The 23,840-nt window shown below is 61.6% G+C and carries 18 protein-coding genes; 3 read left to right on the top strand and 15 right to left on the bottom strand.

Going from position 1 to position 23,840, the window contains the following annotated elements; all coding sequences use genetic code 11:
• The first annotated feature begins 56 nt into the window (after nucleotides 1-56).
• Nucleotides 57-1,124 (top strand): glycerophosphodiester phosphodiesterase family protein, encoded by a 1,068-nt coding sequence (locus ACKFRT_RS03545; RefSeq protein WP_296214483.1) that lies wholly within the window; start codon nucleotides 57-59, stop codon nucleotides 1,122-1,124.
• Here ACKFRT_RS03545 and ACKFRT_RS03550 read toward each other — a convergent pair.
• A complete protein-coding gene (locus tag ACKFRT_RS03550) occupies nucleotides 1,121-2,830 on the bottom strand; it encodes an ABC-ATPase domain-containing protein (protein WP_408925770.1) in 1,710 nt (569 codons plus the stop codon). The two genes, ACKFRT_RS03545 and ACKFRT_RS03550, sit on opposite strands and share 4 nt — an antisense overlap.
• A 361-nt stretch (nucleotides 2,831-3,191) precedes the next feature.
• Between ACKFRT_RS03550 and ACKFRT_RS03555 the strand changes: the two genes are divergently transcribed.
• The gene (locus ACKFRT_RS03555) at nucleotides 3,192-4,820 is read left to right on the top strand and encodes an aspartate:alanine exchanger family transporter (protein ID WP_408925771.1); all 1,629 of its coding nucleotides are present in this window, start codon (nucleotides 3,192-3,194) and stop codon (nucleotides 4,818-4,820) included.
• A gap of 4 nt (nucleotides 4,821-4,824) precedes the next feature.
• Here the strand turns inward: ACKFRT_RS03555 and ACKFRT_RS03560 are convergent, their stop codons facing one another.
• Nucleotides 4,825-6,291, bottom strand: coding sequence for a glyceraldehyde-3-phosphate dehydrogenase (locus ACKFRT_RS03560; RefSeq protein ID WP_296214477.1), 1,467 nt, complete (start codon nucleotides 6,289-6,291; stop codon nucleotides 4,825-4,827).
• 138 nt (nucleotides 6,292-6,429) lie between these two features.
• On the opposite strand from ACKFRT_RS03560, the gene ACKFRT_RS03565 reads away from it, so the two are divergent.
• Nucleotides 6,430-8,121, top strand: a complete 1,692-nt coding sequence (locus tag ACKFRT_RS03565; RefSeq protein WP_408925772.1) for a formate--tetrahydrofolate ligase — start codon at nucleotides 6,430-6,432, stop codon at nucleotides 8,119-8,121.
• 7 nt (nucleotides 8,122-8,128) lie between these two features.
• On the opposite strand, the gene der is transcribed toward ACKFRT_RS03565, so the two are convergent.
• From der to recN, 13 genes are all read right to left on the bottom strand, one after another.
• Nucleotides 8,129-10,462, bottom strand: a complete 2,334-nt coding sequence (gene der / locus ACKFRT_RS03570; RefSeq protein ID WP_408925773.1) for a bifunctional cytidylate kinase/GTPase Der — start codon at nucleotides 10,460-10,462, stop codon at nucleotides 8,129-8,131.
• A gap of 72 nt (nucleotides 10,463-10,534) precedes the next feature.
• Nucleotides 10,535-11,407, bottom strand: coding sequence for a pseudouridine synthase (locus ACKFRT_RS03575; RefSeq protein ID WP_408925774.1), 873 nt, complete (start codon nucleotides 11,405-11,407; stop codon nucleotides 10,535-10,537).
• Between the two features lie 66 nt (nucleotides 11,408-11,473).
• Entirely contained in the window at nucleotides 11,474-12,070 is a 597-nt protein-coding gene (gene scpB, locus ACKFRT_RS03580; RefSeq protein WP_408925775.1) for an SMC-Scp complex subunit ScpB, read from the bottom strand.
• 33 nt (nucleotides 12,071-12,103) lie between these two features.
• Entirely contained in the window at nucleotides 12,104-12,871 is a 768-nt protein-coding gene (locus tag ACKFRT_RS03585) for a ScpA family protein (RefSeq protein ID WP_296214635.1), read from the bottom strand.
• A 44-nt stretch (nucleotides 12,872-12,915) separates the two neighbouring features.
• The gene (locus ACKFRT_RS03590) at nucleotides 12,916-13,809 is read right to left on the bottom strand and encodes a ParA family protein (protein ID WP_034981889.1); all 894 of its coding nucleotides are present in this window, start codon (nucleotides 13,807-13,809) and stop codon (nucleotides 12,916-12,918) included.
• A gap of 75 nt (nucleotides 13,810-13,884) precedes the next feature.
• Nucleotides 13,885-14,784 (bottom strand): tyrosine recombinase, encoded by a 900-nt coding sequence (locus ACKFRT_RS03595; RefSeq protein WP_408925776.1) that lies wholly within the window; start codon nucleotides 14,782-14,784, stop codon nucleotides 13,885-13,887.
• Nucleotides 14,781-15,455 carry an NUDIX domain-containing protein gene (locus tag ACKFRT_RS03600; protein WP_296214463.1) on the bottom strand — a complete coding sequence of 225 codons (675 nt, stop codon included), beginning with the start codon at nucleotides 15,453-15,455 and terminating at the stop codon, nucleotides 14,781-14,783. The genes ACKFRT_RS03595 and ACKFRT_RS03600 overlap by 4 nt, the downstream gene beginning before the upstream one ends.
• An 11-nt stretch (nucleotides 15,456-15,466) precedes the next feature.
• Nucleotides 15,467-17,134: a CTP synthase gene (locus ACKFRT_RS03605; protein WP_408925777.1), complete on the bottom strand. Its 1,668-nt coding sequence runs from the start codon at nucleotides 17,132-17,134 to the stop codon at nucleotides 15,467-15,469.
• Nucleotides 17,135-17,197: 63 nt separating this feature from the next.
• A complete protein-coding gene (locus ACKFRT_RS03610; protein WP_408925778.1) occupies nucleotides 17,198-18,130 on the bottom strand; it encodes a copper transporter in 933 nt (310 codons plus the stop codon).
• A gap of 50 nt (nucleotides 18,131-18,180) precedes the next feature.
• On the bottom strand, nucleotides 18,181-19,383 hold the full coding sequence (steA, locus tag ACKFRT_RS03615) for a putative cytokinetic ring protein SteA (RefSeq protein ID WP_408925779.1): 1,203 nt from the start codon (nucleotides 19,381-19,383) through the stop codon (nucleotides 18,181-18,183).
• Nucleotides 19,384-19,419: 36 nt separating this feature from the next.
• On the bottom strand, nucleotides 19,420-21,243 hold the full coding sequence (locus ACKFRT_RS03620) for a hypothetical protein (protein WP_408926127.1): 1,824 nt from the start codon (nucleotides 21,241-21,243) through the stop codon (nucleotides 19,420-19,422).
• 23 nt (nucleotides 21,244-21,266) lie between these two features.
• Complete coding sequence (locus ACKFRT_RS03625) at nucleotides 21,267-21,980, bottom strand: hypothetical protein (RefSeq protein WP_408925780.1); 714 nt, start codon at nucleotides 21,978-21,980, stop codon at nucleotides 21,267-21,269.
• Between the two features lie 147 nt (nucleotides 21,981-22,127).
• A complete protein-coding gene (gene recN, locus ACKFRT_RS03630) occupies nucleotides 22,128-23,840 on the bottom strand; it encodes a DNA repair protein RecN (protein WP_408925781.1) in 1,713 nt (570 codons plus the stop codon).

A 23,840-nucleotide genomic window follows, 5' to 3' on the forward strand; every position in this document is an offset into this window, starting at 1 on the left:
TTGTCTCACAGTAGACGCATGATCTTTTAACAAGTAGCTCCCCCAGTTAGGAAAGCATGAAGACATCCCTCACCTGGCGCAAGACCGCTGCCGCAGCAGTGGCCGCCATCGTTTCCCTCGGCTCCGCAGGCACCGCAGTTGCCGCCACTAGCAACTCCTCCGTTGGCTCCTCCATCGCCGGTTCCTCCTTTAACCTCACCATCGGTTCATCCGTAACAGGTTCCTCAAAGCCGCAGCCGGAAGAGCAGCAAGGCTTCGACCTGCAGTCGCACCGTGGCGGTCGCGGCGAGCACACCGAGGAATCCCGCAAGGCATTCGAAGAGTCCGTGAAGATGGGCGTATCCACCCTGGAACTGGACATCGTGATGGCCGAGGACGGCACCCCAGTTGTTTGGCACGACCCGGAGATCCAGGCCGACAAGTGCACCGATACCAAGCCGGCCACCGAGAACGACCCGGAGTTCCCCTACGTGGGCAAGCTCGTGCACGAGCTGAACTGGAACCAGCTGCAGACTCTGAACTGCAACAAGGTTTTGAAGGGCTTCCCGGAGGCCAAGGCCGAGGAGACCAACAAGCTGCTGCAGCTGCAGGACGTCTTCGACATTGCCGCCGTCGATCCGCAGATTCGCTTCAACATCGAGACCAAGATCGAGGCCGAGGACCGCGAGAAGTCCGCCACCCCGCAGGAGTTTGTAGACGCGATCCTGCCGGTCGTCCGTGCCAACAAGGCAACCTCCCGCACCACTATCCAGTCTTTCGACTGGCGCTCCCTGCCGCTGGTACGTAAGGCTCAGCCGGATATTTCTCTGGCTCTTCTTTACGACGCCACCACGTGGAAGCCCGGCTCCCAGTGGATCGGTGACGTTGACTACGACAAGCTAGGTGGCGACGTTAACAAGGCTGCAACCCAGATGGGCGCCGAGATCCTCTCTCCGCACTACAAGCTGGTCACACCGGAAAACGTGGCTTCCGCCCACGAGGCCGGCCTGCAGGTTCTGCCCTGGACCGTCAATGAGAAGTCCGACATGCAGGCCATGGTCGATGCGAAGGTGGACGGCCTGATCACCGACTACCCGACCCGTGGCCTGGAAGTTCTGAAGAAGAACAAGCTCCAGGTTCTCTAAGCGAGCTTTAGATCCCTGTAGCGGTTTACTGCTGCCAGGATCTCCGCCCCGCGTGGGCGGCTCAAATGCCCGGGGTGATCCCGCCCCGGCGCTAGCACGGCCAGACCCTTTTCGATGATCTGGTGCTCCAAGCGAGCGACCAGATCCACCAGCGGGGTCTGGCCATCAGCGTTTTTAGTCAGCCACACCAATGCCGCGGCGATCGCTGCCGTTTGAGATGGTGCCACCAACTGGCCGACGGCGCTTAAGTCGATGTCGGAGCGATCCACGCTGATAGTGGATAGCCCGCGGGGTTTCGGCGGCTTGCGAGAGTTAAGGGTTCCGCGGGCCAGGACGCGCGTGGCGGTCACATGATCGAACCGGTTCTGTGCGGGTTCTCCCCCGCCCTCTGTGCCCCCGGTGTTCCCGGTGTCCTCTACCTCCCCTGCAATTTCGTGGGCACGTGCGGTCACCTCGCTGGGACGGTAGGCATCCATCGCAATGACCGTGTCAGCCAGCCGCAGATACGCACCCGAGCCGCCAGCGATGAGGACAGTGGAGACCGAGGTGGCGTCGTATAAAGAACGAACACGCTGCACGAACGGCGTGATGGGCTCCTTGTCGTTCGGCACGAGGCGCTGCATGAGTCGGTCGCGGATCATGAAGTTGGTGGCCGAGGTATCTTCGTCGATGAGCAGCGCGCAAGCGCCTGCGGCATGGGCCTCGACGACGTTGGCGGCCTGAGACGTAGAGCCGGAAGCGTTGGTGGTGGTGAAGTGGCGGGTGTCGGCACCGGTGGGCAGATTGGTAATAAACGGCGAGATATCGTCGCCGATGATGGGGCGGCCGTCCTCGGCGCGGACGCTGGCGACGTCGGCACGGGAGATAACCCACTCGCGACCGTCGCCAGCGATGTGCGGGTAAATCCCGCGTTCCAAGGCGCGCAGGAGTGTGGACTTGCCGTGGTATCCGCCGCCGACAATAACGGTGAGCCCTTCGGGAATGCCCATGCCGGTGACGGTGCGGCCGCTGGGAAGCACGAAGGTCTGGGTGAGAGACTCTGGAGACTGGAAGGCAGTGGCCTGGGCAGTGGTGAGTGGGCGGTCGCTATCGCCTGCAGCACGCGGAAGGATAGCACCATTGCCAACGAAAGCGACGAGCTTGCGGGGCTTCAGTTGGGTCCGAAGGTCCTCCTGGTCGCGCAGCAGAGCCACGTGATCCGCGAGGGCTTCTACGTCGGCGGCAGCGAAACGGTCGTGGCAGAGACAATCGTCGGCGAGGGCGGGCAAATCGTCGGCCAGCAGGTGCGCGGCTTGGCGCCCGAGGATGCGGCGCCCCTTGGCTGGCAGACCAACAAGCAGGCGGGCTTCCACGCGATCCGGAGTGACGAGCACGTGGGTGCGTTCGAGCACCTGTTGGCCAACGTCCCCGATATGCACGTTCTTCGGGCGATTGCGATCGGCCTGGATGCGGCGGGCTAAAAAGTCGGCAACCGCTACCCTGCCGACGGGATCGTCGATGAGCTGCTGCGGGATGCCTGCGGCCTGCATGGGCAGGATGAGCCGCACCTTGGAGGGGCTGGCATAGGGGTCGGCCTGCACGCGGTCGATGGAGACCCTCAAGCCGGACTCGCTGTATGTGCCCTTCAGCTTCTTGTAGGCCCCATACCCCGCGCCGTCGAGGCTTTTAGTGCGGGAGAAGAGACCCGAGAGAGTGTTACGTTCCATATGCCCCAGCCTAGGGAAAAAATTTTTCGGGCTCTCACCAGCGAAAAGAATGAATTTCATGATTTTTTCGAGAAAATTGTGAGGCCGACGTAACACTTTAGGAAGCCAAACGATTGTTAGTGTGAAGGCGCTAACAACCCACAGAATCCCCTAGCGCCGTCCACTACACACAGAAAGGATCAATCCCATGATTGAACTGATTGCAAGCTTTTTCCAGGGTCTCGTCGGCCTGATCGGCGGCGCTCTCGCTGGTCTGGCTGGCCTGATCTCCGGCAAGTAAACAAAGTCCTCCTCACCTGAGGTTTCTCTAGGATCCCCGCCCACTTCGTGTGGGCGGGGATTTCTTTATAAGATCAAAGGCATGTTGGCATTCCTTGCTGAAAATCCACTCATCGCCCTTGTCATCATCCTCGCCCTCGGTTTCGCCATCGGCAAAATCCGCATCGGCGGCATGGCGCTGGGCACCGCGGCGATCCTTTTCGTCGCCATCATCTTCTCCACGCTGGAGCCCAACATCCAGCTTCCACCCTTACTCTTCCAATTTGGCTTGGCGATCTTCGTCTACGCCATCGGGTTGACAGCCGGGCACGCCTTCTTCGCCGACTTCCGCGAACGCGGCTGGCGAATGATCCTCTTCGTCGTTGTGCTTCTCATCGGTCTGATGGGGCTGACGTGGCTGCTGGTGCCGTTGCTGGGGGTAGAGGCCGCGACGGCCACGGGTTCGTTCTCCGCAGCTCTGACCTCCACCCCCGGTATGGCGGCCGTCGTAGACATGCTGGAAAGCTCCCATCCAGAGCTTGCCGCCAACCCTGTGGTTGGCTATTCCCTGGCATACCCCGGCGGTGTGCTCGGCGCTATCGCCGTGGCAGCCATCGGCGCGAAGCTGCTGAAGGTCAACCACCGCCAGGACGCCATCGATGAGGGGGTACTCCACGCCCCACTAGAGCACCGCGGTGTGCGCCTGCGCGAGGGCATCGAGGGCTGCGTGCGCGACCTGCGCACCATAGCGGACACGAAGATCATTGTCACCCGCCTAGTTCGCCCCCACCACGCCACCGAGGACGTACAGGAAAAAGACCACAAGCTGGCCTATCCAGACGCAGAGGTGCACCCCGGCATGATCGTGGTGATCACCGGTACGCCCGATTCTCTAGACAAGGCCACCGCAGCGCTGGGCGAGGAGGTGCACATCGACGTGGACAGCTCCTACATCGGCTACCGCCGCATCACCGTCTCTAACCCCAGCATCGCTGGGCGCAGCATTAAGGACATCGACCCGATCAGCCACGGCTTCATCATCGCCCGCATTCGCCGCGGCGACGAGGACCTAGTGCCCGGCCCGGATGACGTCTTGCAGTACTCCGACCGCGTACGTGTGGTCACGCCGAAGCACCGCATCGACGAAGTCTCCCAATTTCTGGGCGATTCCGAGCGCTCTCTGGCCGATGTGAACCTACTGCCCTTTACCCTGGGTCTGGCCATTGGTCTGTTGATCGGTGCCATCCCCATCCCCCTGCCTGGTGGAGCCACTCTTAACTTGGGCTTCGGTGGTGGCCCCATCGTCATGGGCCTGATCTTCGGCGCCCTTGCCCGCACCGGACCCATCGGTTGGCAGATCCCCTATCACGCCAACAAGGCCCTCAGCAGCCTGGGCCTGGCCATCTTCCTGGCGGGCGTGGGCACCATCGCGGGCACGGGCTTCCGCGACGCGCTAACAGACATTACGTCGCTCAGCTACATCGCCCTCGGGTTCATCGTTACCGTCACCTCCGCGCTCAGCTGTGGCCTGGCGGGCATGTGGCTGCTGCGCCTGAAGTGGGACGAAGCAATGGGTATGGCCGCGGGATTCTCCACGAACCCCGCGGTGATCAGTTACCTCAACGACCAGGCGGATACCGAACTACCCATGCGCGGGTACGCCACCGTGTACCCGGCGGCGATGATCGGCAAGATCATCGGCTGCCAGGTGCTGCTGTTGATGCTGCTCTAGGCGGTTACAGGTCCTGCGCAGCTGCGCGCTGTGGCAGCACGCGCGGGCGCACGCCGGCGATCTCCTCGACGATGCGGATCACCTGGTTGGAGTAGCCGAACTCGTTGTCGTACCAGACGTACAGCACCAAGTGCTTGCCGTTGGCAATGGTGGCCAAGCCGTCGACGATGCCCGCGTGGGTGGTGCCGACAAAGTCGGTAGAAACAACCTCCGGAGACTTAATGAAGTCGATCTGCTGGCGCAGGGAAGAGTGCAGGGAGACGCGACGCAGGAAGTTGTTCACCTCGTCGGCCTCGACTTCCTTGTCCAGGGTCAGGTTCAGCACGGCCATGGACACGTCCGGGGTGGGAACGCGGATGGCGTTACCCGTCAGCTTGCCTGCGAACTCCGGCAGCGCCTTGGCTACGGCCTTCGCCGCACCGGTGGCGGTAAGCACCATGTTCAGACCTGCAGCGCGGCCGCGACGGTCGCCCTTGTGGAAGTTATCAATCAGGTTCTGGTCGTTGGTGAAGGAGTGCACGGTCTCTACGTGGCCGTGCTCCACACCGTAGCGGTCGTTGATAACCTTCAGGACCGGGGTGATGCCGTTGGTGGTGCACGACGCCGCGGACAAAATGCGATCATCTTCAGTGATGGCGCCGTGGTTGATGCCATAGACGATGTTCTTGATGTCACCCTTGCCCGGGGCAGTCAGCAGAACCTTGGACACGCCCTTGGATTCCAGGTGCTGGGCTAGGCCGTCGCGATCGCGCCACACACCGGTGTTGTCCACCACGATTGCGTCGTTGATGCCGTAAGAGGTGTAGTCGATCTCCGCCGGGTTGTTGGCGTAGATGATCTTGATCGGGGTGCCGTTGGCCCAGATCGTGTTGTTCTCTTCATCCGTGGTGATAGTGCCGTCAAAGGCGCCGTGAATGGAGTCGCGGCGCAGCAGGGAGGCGCGCTTAACCAGATCGCCCTCGCCCTTGGAACGAACGACGACGGCACGCAGGCGGGCTCCGCCGTAGGTGGCCTCGCGGGCAACCAGGATGCGGGCCAGCAGGCGGCCGATGCGGCCAAATCCGTAGAGCACGATGTCGCGGGGCTCGACCTGCTCCGTGCCGCCGATGACATCCGCCAGTTCGCGCTCCAGGTACTCGCGCAGGGTCAGGCCCTCGGAGTCCTTGCTGTAGCGGCTGGCCAGAGAGCCGATGTCGATGGATGCGGTGCCCAGGTTCATCTCGACCAGCTCGCGTAGGACCGGCAGGGTCTGCTCTAGCGGCAGCTCCTTTTCCACCACGCGGCGGGCGTAGCGGTGGGACTTGATGATCTCGATGTCGGTGACGTTTACCAGCAGGCGGCCGAAGATGGAGGTCACCACGTTCTTATCGCGGTGCAAGCGGCTGATCAGCGGCAGCATCTCCTGCGCCAGACCCAGCCGCTCGTTCCAATCACTGTGCAGATCGCGCTTGGTGTGTGCGTTGTCGGTCATCTATACCTCACTACCTCACTGGAGGGAATCGTTTTGCCAATATCCGGGGGGTCACCCGATTACCCCTAAGTCTAGTTGGCTTCTCCCCCCAACCCTTTAATCCGGGGGCTTAAAGGGGTAGGCGTTTATTCTGGGAATATGACTAGTTCTTCTGCTACTGCAAACAATCCCCAACCCAGCGACGTCGAGATCGCACAGGCCCACACCCTGGAGCCCATCACCGCCATCGCGGAGCGCGCCGGCATCCCGGAAGCCGCCCTCATCCCCTACGGCCACACGAAGGCCAAGATCGACGTTCCCGCTTTGCAGGCGGAGCGTGGGGGCGTCAATAAAAAAGGCAAGCTCGTGCTCGTGACGGCGATGAGCCCCACGCCTGCCGGCGAGGGCAAGTCCACCGTGTTGATCGGCTTGGCGGACGCGGTGCGCGCCGCGGGGCGCCAGACGATGGTCGCAATCCGCGAGCCCTCCCAGGGGCCAGTCATGGGTATCAAGGGTGGCGCGGCCGGCGGCGGTTATGCGCAGATTGTGCCAATGGAAGACATTAATCTGCACTTCACCGGCGACATGCACGCCATTACCGCCGCAACCAATACCCTGGCGGCCATTCTCGACAACCACGTGCAACATGGCAACGCATTGGGCATCGACCCGCGGCGAGTGACCTGGCGGCGCTGCCTGGACGTTAACGATCGCTCGCTGCGCCACGTGGTCACCGGCCTGGGCGGCCCCGGCCAGGGCACTCCGCGCGAAGGCGGCTTTGACATCACGGCGGCCAGCGAGATCATGGCGATCCTGTGCCTAGCCACCGACCTGGAAGACCTGAAGAAGCGCATCAGCCGGATCGTGGTGGGCCAGACCTACAACCGACAGCCGGTGACTGCAGGCGACCTGCAGTGCGCGGGCGCCATCACGGCGCTGCTGCGCGACGCTATCAACCCGAACCTGGTGCAGACCCTGGGTGGCACGCCGGCACTAGTGCACGGCGGGCCTTTTGCAAATATCGCGCATGGCTGTAACTCGCTGATCGCAACGACGACGGCGCTGGATCTATCAGAGATCGTGCTCACCGAGGCCGGCTTCGGCAGCGACCTGGGCGCGGAGAAGTTCTTCGACATCAAATCCCGCGCTGGCGACCTGGACGTGGCGGCGACCGTCGTGGTGGCCACAATTCGTTCGCTAAAGCACAACGGCGATTCCGTGCTGAAGGCCGGTCTGGCGAACCTGGAGCGCCACGTCAGCAATATCCGCAAGTTCGGCGTGGAGCCGGTGGTGGCGCTGAACCTATTTAGTACTGACAGCGCTACGGATCGCCAGCAGATCGCAGAATGGGGCGAGCATTTCGGCGTGCGTGTCGTCGAGTGCAACGTGTGGGCCGAGGGCGGTGCCGGTGCGGCAGATCTGGCCTCTGCCGTGTTGGAAGTGGTCGATGGTGTTTCTGGTGACGGCGCCTCTAGCTCCAGCCATCAGATCTATCAGCCCGTCGATGGCGTGGAGGCCACCTTGCGCACGATTGCCACGGAGATCTACGGCGCGGCGGACGTGCAGTTCGGCCCGCAGGCGGTCAAGGATTTAGCGTTTCTGAAGGATAACGGCTGGGATAAGCTGCCAGTGTGCGTGTCGAAGACGCAGTATTCCTTCAGCGACGACCCCAGCGCCCTGGGTGCGCCCAGTGGCCACACCCTGCACGTTCGCGAGCTGGTTCCGCGTATCGGCGCAGGCTTTGTGGTGGCGATGACCGGCGACGTGATGACGCTACCGGGTCTGCCCAAGAAGCCCGCGGCTGAACGCATCGACGTGGATGCGCAGGGTGTGATCTCCGGGCTGTTCTAGACGACGGTTACTTCTTGCGCTTCTTCTCGCGCACACGGACCGCGATGCGCACCGGCGAGCCCTCGAAGCCGAAGGCCTCGCGCAGCTTGCGCTCCAGGAAGCGACGGTAGCCGTGCTCCAGGAAGCCGGTGGTGAACAGCACGATCACCGGCGGCTTGGTGGAGGCCTGGGTGGCAAACAGCACGCGCGGCAGGCGGCCGCCGCGCATCGGCGGCGGGGTCTCCGCGATCACGGCACGCAGCCAGGTGTTCAGCTGGCCTGTGGAAATACGCTGATCCCAGCTTTCCAGCGCCTCGATCATCGCTGGCTCCAGCTTCTGGAGTGCACGGCCGGTCTTTGCGGAAATATTCACGCGGCGAGCCCACGGAACGTGGGATAGCTGCAGTTCAATTTCGCGCTCCAGCAGCTCGCGGCGGTCTTCATCCACCAGGTCCCACTTGTTGTAGGCCACCACCAGGGCACGGCCTGAGTCGAGGATCATGCGCAGCACTCGCTGGTCTTGCTCGGCGATGGGCTCGCTGGCGTCCACCAGAAAAACAGCGACCTCCGCCGCATCGATGGCGGAGCGGGTACGCAGCGAGGCATAGAACTCGTGGCCGCGTGCCTGCTTGGTCTTCTTGCGGATGCCCGCGGTATCGACGAACTTCCAGGTCTTTTCCTCTAGCTCCACGATGGAATCGACCGGGTCTACAGTGGTGCCGGCCACGTTGTTGACCACAGAGCGCTCTTCACCCGTAATTTTGTTTAACAAGGAGGACTTGCCCACGTTCGGGCGGCCGACCAGTGCCACACGCCGCGGGCCGGAGACGACGGATAGCTCGCGCGGGTGCTCCGGGAAGGAGCGCAAGACCTCGTCCATCACGTCCGCCGCGCCCTTGCCATGCTGTGCAGAGACCGGGTACGGGTTATCCAGACCCAGGGCCCAGAACTCGGCAACATCACCCAGCTGCGCGTCTGCATCGCACTTGTTGGCGACCACAATCACCGGAACCTCGCTGCGCTGTAGCTTGCGGGCAATGACCTCGTCGGTAGAGGTAATACCAACCTTCGAATCGACTACGAAGACGATCACGTCGGCGGTGGCCATAGCGGTCTCCGCCTGGCGGGCGATGGCGGCGTGGATGCCCTTCGCATCCGGGTCCCAGCCGCCAGTATCCTGCACCCAGAAGCGGCGGCCGGTCCACTCGCCCAGGTAGGAAATGCGGTCACGGGTCACGCCCGGGAAGTCCTCCACCACGGCCTCACGGCGACCGATGAAGCGGTTCACCAGGGTGGACTTGCCCACGTTCGGGCGGCCGACAATCGCGACAGTGCACAGGGCCTCGTGCTCTGCCTCGTCGTCGCCGAGCACGCCGAAGGCCTCCTCCAGAGCCTCCCAGTCTTCGTCGGACTCCGGCATATCGCCCGCACCCTCCAGGGTGAAGTCATCCGGGCCGGTAATGAAGAACTCGTCGGGGCCAGACTCGTTGCCCTCCTCAAACTCATCATCGCCGTACTCGGAAAACTCTGCAGAAACGAAGTCAGACTCCCCCAGTACCTCGCCATCGGCGGTGCGGAAGATCAGCTCCGACGGGGCATCCAGGCTATCCGGCTTAGCACTGGCTACAGTCAGCTCGGCCAACTTCTCCAGCACCTCGTCGATGTCCATTTCTCCGGTGTCCACAATCACGGCATCATCTGCCGGGCGCAGCGGAGAGGTCGCGCGGGAAGAATCGGCCTCATCACGGCGCTGCACGTCCGCCAGAACCGCGTCATAGTCCACGTCTCGGCCAGCGGCAACGTCCTGATCGTATCGGCGCTGAGCCCGGACCTCGGCGGAGGCGGTCATGAAGATCTTCACTGGGGCGTCCGCAAGAACCACAGTGCCGATGTCGCGGCCCTCAACCACACAGCGACCGGCGGCGAAGGCCAGGGAACGCTGCAGGGCCACCAGGTTCTCGCGAACCTCCGGGATGGCGGCGACGGCAGACACATGCCCGGTGACCTCGGGGCCGCGGATCTCGCCGGAGACGTCCGTGCCGTCCAGCAGCACCTCAGTGGAGGTCGGGTCCTCGTTGATCTCCAGCGGCAGGTCGGCGGTAGTGGCGATGATCGCCTCGCGGGACGCGGCCTCGGAAGGATCAATTCCCTGGCGCAGCACGTGCAGCGTGGCCACCCGGTACATAGCGCCGGTATCCAAGTATTTCGCGTCCGCGGCGGTAGCCAGGCGGCGACAGACGGTGGATTTGCCGGTGCCACTCGGCCCATCCACGGCGACGATAAGGCCGCCCTCTGGGATGTTCTTTACGCGGGCGAGCTGGTCCAGCGCGGAGCCGGGCCCATAGAAAGGTGCGTTCGTCATAGAAAGGTCGTTCCCCTACTTCATTGTGTTTTTATGTCGGCCGTGCGTGCTGGCGCTTGCTGTCCCCTGCGGTTACAGCCCGACCTTCTTGTACATGCTCTGCAGCTCCGACTGGTTCAGCGCGCGAATTGTGCCCGGCTTCTGCTCACCCAGCTGCACCGTGTGGATCTTGGTGCGAACCAGCGCCTGTACCGGGAAGCCTGCTTCCTTCAACATGCGGCGCACAATGTGTTTGCGCCCCTCGTGCAGCTCTACCTTAATCAGCGACTTACCCTGCCACACGTCCACGATCTGCACGTTATCGGCGCGGGCGGTGCCATCGTCCAGCTCCACGCCGTCTTTTAGCTCGCGGATCAACTTGCGGCTGGCCTCGCCCAGCACGGTGGCCATGTAGGTCTTCTTCACCTCGTACTTCGGATGCATCAGACGGTTGGCCAACTCGCCGTCGTTCGTCAGCAGCAGCAGCCCCTCCGTCGCAGCATCCAGTCGACCCACATGGAACAGACCCTGGCCTTCCTTCAGTCGGGTGCCAACTAGGTCGCCGACGCACGGTCGCCCCAAATCATCGTGCATCGTGGAGTGCACGCCACGGGGCTTATTTAGCACGAAGTAAACCATTTCCTCATTGACCTGCACGCGCTCGCCATCCACGCGCACGATGTCCACGGCCGGGTCGATGCGGGTGCCCATCTTCACCACGACCTCACCGTTTACTTCCACGCGGCCTGCGGCAATCAGCTTCTCGCTCATGCGGCGGCTGGCTACGCCAGCAGAAGCCAGCACTTTTTGTAGGCGCACCTGCGCCTTCTCCGAGTCGGGCTTATTCAGGGCTGCGGCTGTCTCTTGTTCAGTCACGTGCTGACGTTTAGCGGGCTTTGCCTGGGATAGATAGATGTCTGTCGGAGCGGTCTCCGGTGTGCCGTCTCGGCGAGCGGGTGTGTCCACGGTGTTTCTAGCCCTTCGAACTAAAAAATCTTGAATTATCAGCCAGAATTGTACCCCTTAACCTGCTTAATTGTCGATACTGTCCAGGCTGTCGATGCTATCTACCTCCGGCAGCAGCGGCGCCAGGTCTGGCAGCTGCTCCAGCGAGTCGATACCAATCTGTTCCAGGAAGAGCTCCGTGGTGGAGTACAGGTGCGCCCCGCCTTGCTCCCCCGTCTCGGCGATGAGCCCACGCAGGGAGAGGGTGCGCATCACACCGTCGCAGTTCACGCCTCGCACCGCAGCCACCTGGCTGCGCGTGACGGGTTGCCGGTACGCCACCACCGCCAGCGTTTCCAGCGCTGCCCGGCTCAGCCGCTGTTGCGTGCCATCCAGCAGCTTTGCCTCCACCACATCCGAATTGGCACGCCGGGTGTACAGCCGGAATGCTCCATCGTGTTCACGCAGCTCGAAGCCGTTTCCGCGTGCCTCGTACTCCGCCGCAATCTCGTGCAGGGTACGTGCCACCTCGGCCTCCGAAACCGCGTTATCCTCGCCGGACAGTACGCGGGCGAGCTCTGTGGGCGTCACCGCTTCGTCGCTGACCAGCAGCAATGATTCCACGCGGCTGCGCAGCACCGACACCTGCGGTAGTGGCGCAGAGTTGGAATTCGAGTCGCTCATGGTGTGTGCCTTTCTGTTCTTTCTTTGTGACGCCTATTCCCAGTTGCTGGCCGCCACCACCGCCGGATCGACATCCAGCCCGGTCCAGGCCACGGACATGTCGTGCAGCGGCTCGGGCTGCTCAATGCCGATGGCGCGAGCCTTGTACAGCTCCAGCAGTGCCAGGAAACGGCCGACGACGATCATGTTCAGTTCCGCGTCGGCGGTCAAGGCACCAAAGCTCACCCACGTGTTCTCGCCAGCGACCTTGAGGGTGTTGAGGATCCGGCCTGCCTGCTCCGGTACAGAGACCGCAACCTGGTGAATATGGCCGGTCTCCACGTGATCGGGCTGGGGACGGAACACCGCGGCGGCGAGCTCCGCGAACTCGTCGGCGGTCTTGCCAATCTTCACCTCCGGCAGCAGGTTCGCATGGTGCTCCTCGAGGGAAAGCATGGCCGGGTAGGCGCGAGCCGCATCGCGTTGCCAGTCCGAGAAAAGGTTCGCCACCTGCTTGTACGCGCGGTACTGCAGCAGCCGAGCAAACAGCAGGTCGCGGGTTTCCAGCAGTGCTAGGTCTTCCTCGCTGTCGACCTCGCCGCGCGGCACCAGGCGGGCGGCCTTGAGGTCCAGCAGTGTGGAAGCAACGACTAAGAACTCCGTGACCTCGTCCAGGTCCTCGGCGCTGGAGCTCAAGTTCTTGGTATAGGCGATGAACTCGTCGGTGACCTGCGCCAGAGCGACCTCGGTGATGTCCAGCTTGTGGGAGTGGATCAGCTGCAGCAGCAGGTCAAAGGGACCGTCGAAGTTAGCTAGCGCCACCCGAAAGCCGGTGATCTCCGGCTGCTCGGGCTGTGCCAGGCTCGCTAGATTTGCTGAGCGACGCGCTCAATGACTTCCTTCGCCAGGTTTGAATACTGCACGGCGCCCGAGGAGCTGGGCGCCCAGGTGTTGATCGGCTCGCCGGCCACCGAGGTTTCCGGGAAGCGCACGGTGCGGGTAATTACGGAGTCGAAGACCTTGTCCCCGAATGCCTCCACCAGTCGTTCCATCACCTCGCGGGCGTGCAGGGTGCGGCGGTCGAACATGGTCACCAGAATGCCCAGCACCTCCAGCTTAAAGTTCAGACGGTCGCGGACCTTCTCCACCGTGTCCATCAGCAGCGCCAGGCCACGCAGCGAGAAGTACTCGGACTCCACCGGAATGATCACCGAGTCCGCGCAACTCAGCGCATTGACCGTCAGCAACCCCAGGGAGGGCTGGCAATCGACAATGATGAAGTCGTAGTCCCGCATCACAGGGCGCAGCGCGCGGGCCAGTGCTTGCTCGCGGCCGACCTCGTTGACCAACTGGATCTCGGCGGCCGACAAATCGATATTCGCGGGCACGACGTCCAGTCCGTCGACGGGGCTGGAATGGATGGCGTCCAGAATAGAGGCCGAAGAATCGACCAACAGGTTGTAGACCGTCACGTCCAGCTCATCGTGGCTGATGCCAAGGCCTGCCGATAGCGCGCCCTGCGGGTCCAAATCCACCAACAGCACCTTACGGCCGAATGCGGCCAGCGAGGCGCCGATGTTGATCGTCGAGGTGGTCTTGCCCACCCCGCCTTTCTGGTTGCACATCGCGATGATGGAAGCCGGGCCGTGGCGATCCAGCGGCTCGGGATCCGGCAGCTCCTTGATCGGTCGGCCGGTCAGGCCGATGCGCTGATCGGGCTTATCAAACAACGCATCCGCGTGTGACTGTGAACGTGACATCGGCGATCCCGTCAAGCCCTTTCCCTTGATTGTGATGTATAGCCTTTAATTACACCCTAGAGATTATCAGGCGCGCTAAGTGCGGGGGTGAGATGAGGCCCAAATCTCCCTCAAGTGCTCAGGGCTGACCTTGGTGTAAATCTGTGTGGTAGCCACGCTAGCGTGCCCGAGGAGTTCCTGCACCACACGGATATCCGCACCGCCTTCCAACAGATGGGTGGCAAAGCTGTGGCGCAGGCTGTGCGGCGAAACATGCTCCAGCCCCGCCACCTCCGCCGCCTGCGAAACAATTTTGAAGCCAGACTGGCGGCCGAGGCGCACCCCTCGATTGTTGAGAAACAGCGCCGGACTGCCCTTCTTGTTCAGGCTCGGCCGCGCGCGCACCAGGTAGCGTTCCACTGCCTGCAGTGCGGGGCGCCCCAGCGGCACAATGCGTTCCTTGCCGCCCTTACCGCGCACCAACAGCACGCGCTGCTCGCGGTCGAGGTCGTCGACATCTAGGTCTAAGAGCTCTGTGATGCGCGCTCCGGTCGAGTAGAGCATCTCGAGCAGCGCCCGGTCGCGGATGTTTATTTGTGACGCCCCGTCGCCCGCCGGCACCGCGTTCAGCAAAGCCTCTACCTGTGCGAGACTTAGGGCTTTCGGAATGGAACCGCCCAGCGACGGAGTGGGCACATCCGCCGCCACGTCGAAGGGCAGGCGGCCATCGGCGTGGGCGAAAGAATGCAGGCCGCGGACAGCTGCCAGCGCCCGGGCCGCCGAGGAGGCCGCAAGGTTTAAATCCTTGCGAAGGTAAACGAGGTGATCTTCGATGTCCGTCGCCGTGACTTCCTGCAGCGCCTTGGAGCCGAGCCACACTAGGTAGCGGTCGAGGTCGCGCTGGTAGTTCGACAGCGTGTGAACGGAGACATCCCGCTCGGTCTTTAGGTGCCGGATGTAGGCGGTGACGAGCTTGCGGTTGGCTTCTTGGCTCAACGGATGAACTTCATGTCCGTGCCGGGCTGAGCCTCGGCGCTGGCAGAGCGACGCTCGGCCAGGCCGGAGTGAAAGTTGTACGGCTCGGAGACGTCGCGGCGGGTGCCTGCGGCCAGGTGCAGCAGGGCGATAGTGGCCACGGAGTTTTCCACCACGCCGGTCTGCACCCACTCGACTGCCTCTGGTACGGGCACCCAGCGGGTTTCGATCTCCGCCTCTTCAAACTCAGCCTCTGGCAGGTCGAAGCCGGAGACGTCGTCGTCTAGCTCCTCAGCCAGGTAAATGCGGCACATTTCCTCGCTGAACCCTGGGGAGGTCACGACGTCCCCCAGCAGGTGCCAGGAACTGGCCCGCAGCCCGGCCTCTTCGGCTAGTTCTCGGCGGGCTGCATCCAAGGGATCCTCCCCCACCATGTCCAGCAGGCCGGCGGGGATTTCCCACAGGTGGCGGCCCACGCCGTGGCGGTACTGGCGGATCATCATCACGTGATTGTTGCGCACCGCGGCGACCGCGACGGCGGAGAAATGCTCCACGATCTCGCGCTTCGCCTCGCCGGTTGCGGTTGTGATCGTATCGCGCCGCACGCCGATGATTGGTGCGTCTAGCAGCAGTTCACTATGTACAACGCGGTACGGGTTACTCTGGTTGTCCTGGCTGGGTTGAGTGTCCATGACTCCCTAGTTTAGGAGCGCTCAGCCTGGTGCTTCAGCGCCGCGTCCACCAGCCCTTGGAACAGCGGGTGAGAGCGCGTCGGGCGGGACTTGTACTCGGGGTGAGCCTGGGTGGCCACGAAGTACGGGTGGACGTCCTTCGGGTACTCCACGAACTCCACCAGGGTGCCGTCCGGCGAGGTGCCGGAAAACTGCAGGCCAGAGCCCTCGGTGATCTGCTCGCGGTATGCGTTATTCACCTCGTAGCGGTGCCGGTGACGCTCCGAGACGTCGGTGGCGCCGTACATCTCAGCGACTAGGGAGCCTTCGGCCAGACGCGCCGGGTAGGCGCCCAGGCGCATGGTGCCGCCCAAGTCTGCCTCGCCCGAGACAGCTGCCTTCTGCTCCTCCATGGTGGAGATGACGGGGGTGGAGGCGTTGGCGTCAAACTCGGTAGAAGAAGCATCGGTGAGCCCCGCGGTGCGCGCGGCCTCGATCACGATGCACTGCAGGCCCAAGCAAATGCCCAGCAGAGGCAGCTTGTTCTTCCGTGCGTAGGTGATGGCGCCGATCTTGCCCTCGATGCCACGGTTGCCGAAGCCACCGGGGATAACCACGCCGTCGACGTCCTTCAGGGCCTCGGCGGCAGCCTCCTCCGACTCGCAGTCGTCGGACGCGATCCACTTCACGTTGGCACGCACGTTAGCGCCGAAACCGCCAGCGCGGATGGCCTCCGCGACGGAGAGGTACGCATCTGGCAGGTCGATATACTTGCCGACGATGCCGATGGTGACCTCGCCGTTCGGGTTGTGGACGCTTTCCAGCAGGTTGCCCCAGGTGGTCCAGTCCACGTCGCGGAACGGCAGGTTCAGGCGACGAATGATGTAGTTATCCAGGTGCTGGGAGTGCAGCACCTGTGGGATGTCGTAAATGGAGGGGGCATCCGGGCAGGAAACCACGCCGTCCTCGTCTACGTCGCACATCAGTGCGATCTTGGACTTCATGGCCTGCGGAACTTCGCGGTCGGCACGCAGAACGATGGCGTCCGGGACGATACCGATGCTGCGCAGCTCCGCGACGGAGTGCTGGGTCGGCTTCGTTTTCAGCTCGCCCGATGGCGCCAGGTACGGCACCAGGGAAACATGGATGAAAGCGATGTTCTCGCGGCCAGCCTCGTGGCGAACCTGGCGGATCGCCTCTAGGAACGGCTGGGATTCGATATCGCCGACGGTGCCGCCGATCTCGCTGATGACTACGTCCGGTGCCTGGCCGTTCTTATCCGGCTGGCCCATCGCCAGGACGGCGGCCTTGATCTCGTCAGTGATGTGCGGAATCACCTGAACGGTCTTGCCCAGAAACTCGCCGCGGCGCTCCTTGGCAATGACGTTCGAGTACACCTTGCCGGTAGTGACATTGCCGGCGGCTGAGAGGTTGCGATCCAGGAAACGCTCGTAGTGGCCGAGGTCCAGGTCGGTCTCCGCGCCGTCCTCCGTGACGAAGACTTCGCCGTGCTCGAAGGGGTTCATGGTGCCCGGATCGACGTTGAGGTACGGATCCAGCTTCTGCATAGTTACGCGCAGGCCGCGGGAGGAAAGCAATTGGCCCAGGCTGGCTGCCGTTAGCCCCTTGCCCAGTGAGGACGCCACACCGCCGGTGACGAAAATGTATTTGGTGCTGTTCTTTGCACGATTAGTGGCCAACGTAACTCCCGAATCAACGACGCTTAAACTTCGCTATCTACGGGGTTTCAGCCTAACACATGCCTATTCAGGCGTAGCATCCGACGCATTCGCGGTGGCGCCGTAGTGCCCCGCCTTGCCATCCTTTTGCTGGCTCAGCGAGCGAATGGCGGCGATACGCCCGGCGACGGTATCCACGTTATCGACGGTGGATACGGCCTCCTTCGCAGCCCGATCCGAACGAACCTGGCCGATCGCACCGTTTTCCTCTGCACTGCCGGCCTGAGCTGCCAGAACAGCCCCCTTCATGCGGGAATCCAGGCCTGTGGCGAAGTCAGCCACGAACTTGGTGGCATAGTTACCGTTGCTTTCGTCGTCCGCGGTGCCTCCGCCAACGACCAGCGCGAGGTCCGCAGCCGTCGGAGCCTCGCCCTGGTAGGCGATGAAGTCATCGTTAGATAACGCACCCAGGGCCACGCCTCGATCCGACTCGCTTGCTTCCTTGTCGCCGGTGCCCAGCGCCGCGCCCAACAGCTGGCCCGTATGCATACCCGGATCCAAGTTATCTTCGGACAGCTTCGCGCCGGCGGGCAGGGAATTCGCCGCAATGGACTTCAAGGTGTCTCCGCTGTCCGCATTGAGGGCCTTGTCGGTTACCTCGATCACACCGTGGACCTCGCCACCGGCCATTTTGACCAGGCGCTGGAGGCTGTCTACGTGGGCCTGGTCGGCGTCTGGAAGAACAAAGAGATCAACCGAAGAACCGCGCAACAGGTTACGCACCGCAGGGCCGGCGACGGAACCCAGAACCTTGTCGCTGGCGGTGGACTGTCCCTCGGCCTTCTCGCGGGCAGCTTGCTCGTCCTTTAACTGCTGCTCGGCGGAGGAATCCTTCGCAACCGGGCCACCCGGAACGTTGGGTGCGAGGGCGAAGAAGCCCAGTGCGGTACCGGCGGCGATGCCGAAGCCCAGGCCGGCAATAACCTTGCCGGCGGAGCCCTTGGAGTTTTTGCTCATTCTTATGCCTTTAGTCTCCCTGCTAATCCTGGTTTGCGTGGCTTACTTGCTTACTTTTTAAACAGATCCTGCACGCTCAGCGCAAAGCTGTTCCAGGTGTCAACTAGGTTATCCAGGAAAGCGCCGTCACCGGAAAAGCCGATGATCACCACGATGACCGCCAGGGCAACAAGAATGCCCAGCAGCGCCCAGAGCCAGCCGCCGCCGGAGCGGGACACGCGGTAAAGCTCGGCCACGGCAGAGGAATCAACCAGGCGCGGCCCCACTCGCAGACGTGACATCAAGGCAGACGGGGTTTCCGGCGACTGGGCGCGCTGGAACACGCGATCCAGATCCTCCACCTCCCCGAGGTTCACCACCATGGATGCACCGTGGTAGTTCGCTAGCAGCAGCGCGAGGTCGGTCGGATCCTGCGTAGCCGCGGGGAACGTCATAGCACCCACGCCGAGATCCTGGATGCGTTCCAGGCCCACTGCGTGACCATCCGGGTCTGCGGGCAGCACAACGGTGGCGCCGCAGCGCAGAGCCTCGTTGGAGATCTTCTCCGGATCGCCGATGATCACGTTCGGGCGGTAGCCCTCCTGGATCAGACTATCGGCCGCGCTTTCTACGGCAACGATGACAGGCGAGTATTCGCGCATGAAGTAGCGCAAGTCCTTCAGTTTCTGCTCAATCCGGGAATCCGGGCTGGCTACCAACACCTTGCGGTCGTCCATGTCCACATCGACATCCGGGATGCCTAGACCGTCGACCAGCAGTGGAGCCTCGGAGCGGACGAACTCGGACATATTGCCGGATAGGGCTTCCATGTGATCGCCAAGTGCCTCTCGGGCATCTTCGAAGCGGGTGGAGGCGGTCTCCATATCCAGGATCTCGCCGCCGCCGATGGAGCGATCGCCGTAGTACACCTTGGCGCCGTCTACTCGGCCCTTCTTGCCGTTTTTCACCTTGGCAAGCAGGTCTTCGCCGGCGTTTTCGATCAACAGAATGTTTTCATCGAGCATCATCTGCGGGCCGAAGTTCGGCACCTGGCCGGTGGTGAACTGTTGCGCGTTCACCACGGCAGCCACGCGCGCGTCGATCAACTTTTGGCAGGTGGAGCGGCTGATATCGGATTCGTCGACAATGGCGATGTCGCCCTCGGAGATCTTGGCCTTAGTAAATCCCTTGGGTCCGGTGAGGTCACGGGTGGCGCCGTTGATTCCGGGCTGGTCACTACGGGAGAAAATCATGCCCACCATTGTGGTGTTCATGTGGCCAGTGTTGCGTTAGGCGCGCCGGGAAAAGACCTAACGAATCACCTTTCGTACCGTTTGACGCGCAGTTTCGTCGCGTTTCCTCCTATCGCGCCCCTTCTTCCCCGAAATCAGTGGGTCTTCACCGCTTAGGAAGAGCCGGCGGAAGTAAGAGCGATCCTGCTTGTTGTATTTCAGCGATGCACTGCGCAGTCCAGCCTTTGCGCCCCGGCCTGCCCCACCGTGGCCTACGCCCCTACCTAATGCTGTTGACGCCACATTTCCACCAGCCCTCATTCCAGCGCCATTCTTTGCCTCTGCAGCTCGATGTGGTGCAACGGCGGTTCCCTTGTTGGCGTTGGGATTGTTCGTGTGAACTCCGTCGCCGGTTAGGGCTTGGAATTTCGGTGCGCTAAGGCTACCGGGAAGGCTAGGGCGGGGTGCTGTGGTGGAGACATTGCGGAGGTTCGCCTTTGGTAGCCCAGATCCGGTACTGGAGCCTGGTGTTTTTCCGCCGCCGATAGCGCGGAGTTGTGTGGAATCTCTAGTGGCGTTTAGGTTGCCCAGGGTTCCCGGTCGCCCAGCTTCCCTTCCGCGGTTAGCGAAGCGCTCTTGTGCATTGATGAGGTTGTTTGTGTCTGCCATGCCAGTACCACCTTGCCCAGGAGCTGACGCATTCGTGGCTGCGCCAGGATGTTGAGTGATGGTCGGTGTTTGTGCCGTTGTTGTAGTTGCTGTGTGCGCCACGCCGGGAGTGTGGGGAGCTGTAGTCGCAGCAGGCTGCACGGGTGCAGGTGTGTGCGCCGGGACATGGAGGCCTCCCGGAGTGGCAGCTGGTTGTGTAGCTGCCGATGCAGGCGCCGGCTTCGGTGCGTGTGCTGCTGCAGAGGCTGCTTGGTTTCCGTGGGCTGTAGCACTGGCTGGCGCTACAGCATTTGTGTTGCCATTGATGTGCGAGACCGTGGGGTGTGCGGAGGCAGTAGAGACGGTGGTGGCGTCCAAAGTTCCTCCACCTGAGTGCCCCACGATTGGGACGCCCAGGTTAGAGACGGGCGGACGCACCAACTCGAGTGAAGGCTGCAGATTTGCGGAAACGAAGTTGGCTATAGCAGCTTGCTCAGCAAGGAGCCGTTCGGCGGGATCCGGGATGAGTGTGGTCGACGCTTGGATTGCTTCGAGCGCTTTGAGGTTTGAGTTGCGTATAACGGGGAATTGTCGGACAGAACCAGCCATTGCGGTGGTGTTTGCAGCGATTGTCAGTCCGGTTTTGTGAACGTCATCAATGGCTTCGCGCGCCATGTCAAAGGAATACCCTTCGGCAGAACCGGCCAGACCAGAAGAAGCGCTCTTCAAGTTCTCCATGGAATCTTTGAGCGCCTTGGCTGCGCTCTCCCAGGCATTGGCCGCTGCGAAAGGCGTAGAGTCATCCCCTTGAAAGGCGGAAATAAGCGCCGGCAACGTCATTGTCGCCTCCGCGACAGTGACAGGGGTGTTGTACAACAGGTTGTCAATGGAGCGAGAATCACGAGTCGGAACAAATACTCGGAAATCCTGATTAGCCTGAACTATTTTCTTCGAGTGAATCTGATCGAATGATTCTCCACTGAAATATTCCTGGAGGCTCATGTCTTGGATATGGTTCGCGAATACCTCCTGAAGCCACTCCACATTGGAATACATGATGTCGAGCACATTAGTTGCAGAACCAGACTGACCATCCCAAAACGACGCGTGTTGTGTGTAAGCCCCGCTCAAGGAGGGAACAGTGGTGTAGCTCGAGAGCTTCGAGTTTTGAAGTCGTAACAATTTAAGAGAAGCCCCCGCCTGCTTTAAGCTTTGTTTAACTCGATGCAAAGCAGAAATATGAAATTTGATCATTTTCCCCACCCGTTATCTAAAACCTATGAAACGTTATCGAATACTTGAAAAAACCATTCCGAAAGTTGGCATACTTCGCGAATATCTTTACCGTTATTATAAAATCCACTCAGAGTATAGAAACTTACATTATTTATATCTTGGGCAACTCCACATTCATCATCCTTGCCTCCCTCCTGAAGTCCGATCAAACGAACATCAGACCTACTGGCGTCATAACTAACCTTTTTAGAAAATCGCTGAATCGGCCGATCAGGATCCAGAACCAAACTAAAGATCTCAGCCCTAAAAGGTCCTTGAACAGGGTCAATTTCTGCGAAATGGCAACTGTACATAGGTCCCACATCTCCAGTTACATGAAGCTCAAACCCCACCTCCTTCATCCGCTCTACAACTTTTTCGTCGCACACATCAGGAAGCCCCTCCAAAGGATCGTTCGGTCTTTGCCCCTTCAGCTTCGGCAACTCAAGCGGATCTCCCACGTATTTCTGCGATTCCCACACATAGTGTTCCCACGGATTCTCCGGCTCCGTTTCGAACCAGACCCCCTTGTGCCCTTCAGGTTTTAGCATACGGCCATCCGCCTGTGCTCCTTCCGGAGCCTGGTTATCCACAGGGAAATCGTCTGTGGATAAGCCTCCAGTTTTGGCATAGTCCCCGCTCACAGCACCTTCAGCCTCTTCGTTGCCGCAAGCTGCCCCAGCAAATCCAAAAAAAATTAAAAGTACGCTTGCCACCACACGTCGCACTAGAAAATCCCCCTCATTCACTTCATGCGCGGATCGTTGCGGGCACCCGCTCCCCCTTTAACACTGCACTACTGTAGCGCCGATCACATTGCGGCGCTCGCGGACTACAAAAATTTTTAAGCCCCACTCCCCCCCCTAAGACCGCAGCGCTGCCTTGGCTTCCTTTGCCATTGCCATTAGTTCTTCGGCGTGAGCCCGCCCCGTTTCAGACTCCAACCCTGCCAACATACGAGACAGCTCTTCTGTCCGTTCATCCTCGCTCAGCGTACGGACCGAGGAGGTCACCGAATCCTTTGACGTCGACTTAGCCACATATACGTGGGCGTCACCAAATGCGGCGACCTGCGGCAGGTGAGTTACAACAATGACCTGATTCTCGATCGCGAGCTTAGCCAGGCGCCGTCCAATCTCCACAGCTGCCTTGCCACCGACGCCCGCATCGACCTCATCGAAAACCATCGTGCGACCACCGTCCGAACCTGCAGCCAGTACAACCTCCAGCGCCAACATCACGCGAGAAAGCTCACCGCCAGAGGCCGAACCCGCCAAAGGGTTCACATTCCCACCCTGCACCAGCTGAAACTCGACCTCATCAACGCCATGCGGACCGAGCTCCTCCTGCTGCCGCACGTCCACACGAATCTCGGCGGACATGTGCAGCCCCCGGATCTCTTCAGTAACGGCCTTGGAAAATTTTTTCGACGCCCTCACGCGTGCCCCTGAAAGCTTGCCCGCGATCGCGCTCGCTGCCTCCCGCGCAGAGGCGACCTCATCTTGCAGCTTCTGCAGCGCTTCATCGGAGACGTCCATCGACTCCAGCCGCTCGCGCGCCTGATCGCGCCATGCCAGGGCACCGTCAACGTCCACGGCGTACTTACGCAACTCCCGCAACTGCGTTTGGCGCTGTAAAAGCCCGTCGAGTTCATCGGGGTCCGGCACGTCCAACAGTGCCTGACCGATTTCGGAGGAGATATCGCTCAGCAACACCCCAACCTCATTTAGGCGGTCAGCAAGATCTGAAAGAGCATCTCCCTCATCGTCCGGATCGACCAAACCGGATAGTTCGTTAGCTGCTTGGGATACCAGCGCACTGGCACCTTCGGAATCGCCAAAGTCATCGCCTGTTCCCATTCCGTCCAAACCATCCAGCGCCGCTTGGGCACGCTGAAGTCCGGCACGGATATCGTCTGCGGCCTGCAAACGCTTAATCTGCGCCTTAACCTCAGCGTCCTCGCCGGGCTGCGGATCAATTTCGTCGATAGCCTCCACCGCACGCTGGAGCGTTTCGCTCTCTAGGGCAAGGTCGCGGCGGGCTGCCATGCGACGGCGCAGATCCTTATCCAAGCGCAACCATTCGGCGCGCTTTTCCCTGTACTCGGCCACAGTGTCAGCTAATCCGGCATAGTCATCCAACGCGCCGAGTTGGCGCACGGGATCCAGCAGTCGCATCTGATCGTTCTGCCCGTGGATCGTAATTACATGGCCAGCGAATTCCCCCAGCACGCCCGCCGCCACGGTCTTTCCAGCCAGGTGCGCACGGGAACGGCCCGTGGCGTTGACCGTGCGCGAAGCAATCACTTCACCCTCGTCAATATAGCCACCGACCTGATCCACCAGCTCCTCTACTGCTGGGGAATCCGCAGAGAATATACCCTCCACGCTGGCCTTATCAGCGCCATTTCGCACACGGGAAGCGTCCGCGCGATGCCCCGAAAGCAAGCGTAAAGAGCTCACAACCATCGTCTTACCAGCGCCAGTTTCGCCGGTGACGACGCTCAAGCCAGTGGAAAACTCCGCCGTCGCTTCCTCAACCACGCCGAGGTTGCGAATGTGTAGTTCGTGCAGCAT

The sequence above is a fragment of the Corynebacterium jamesii genome, assembly GCF_046097395.1.
In the GTDB taxonomy this organism is placed as follows: domain Bacteria; phylum Actinomycetota; class Actinomycetes; order Mycobacteriales; family Mycobacteriaceae; genus Corynebacterium.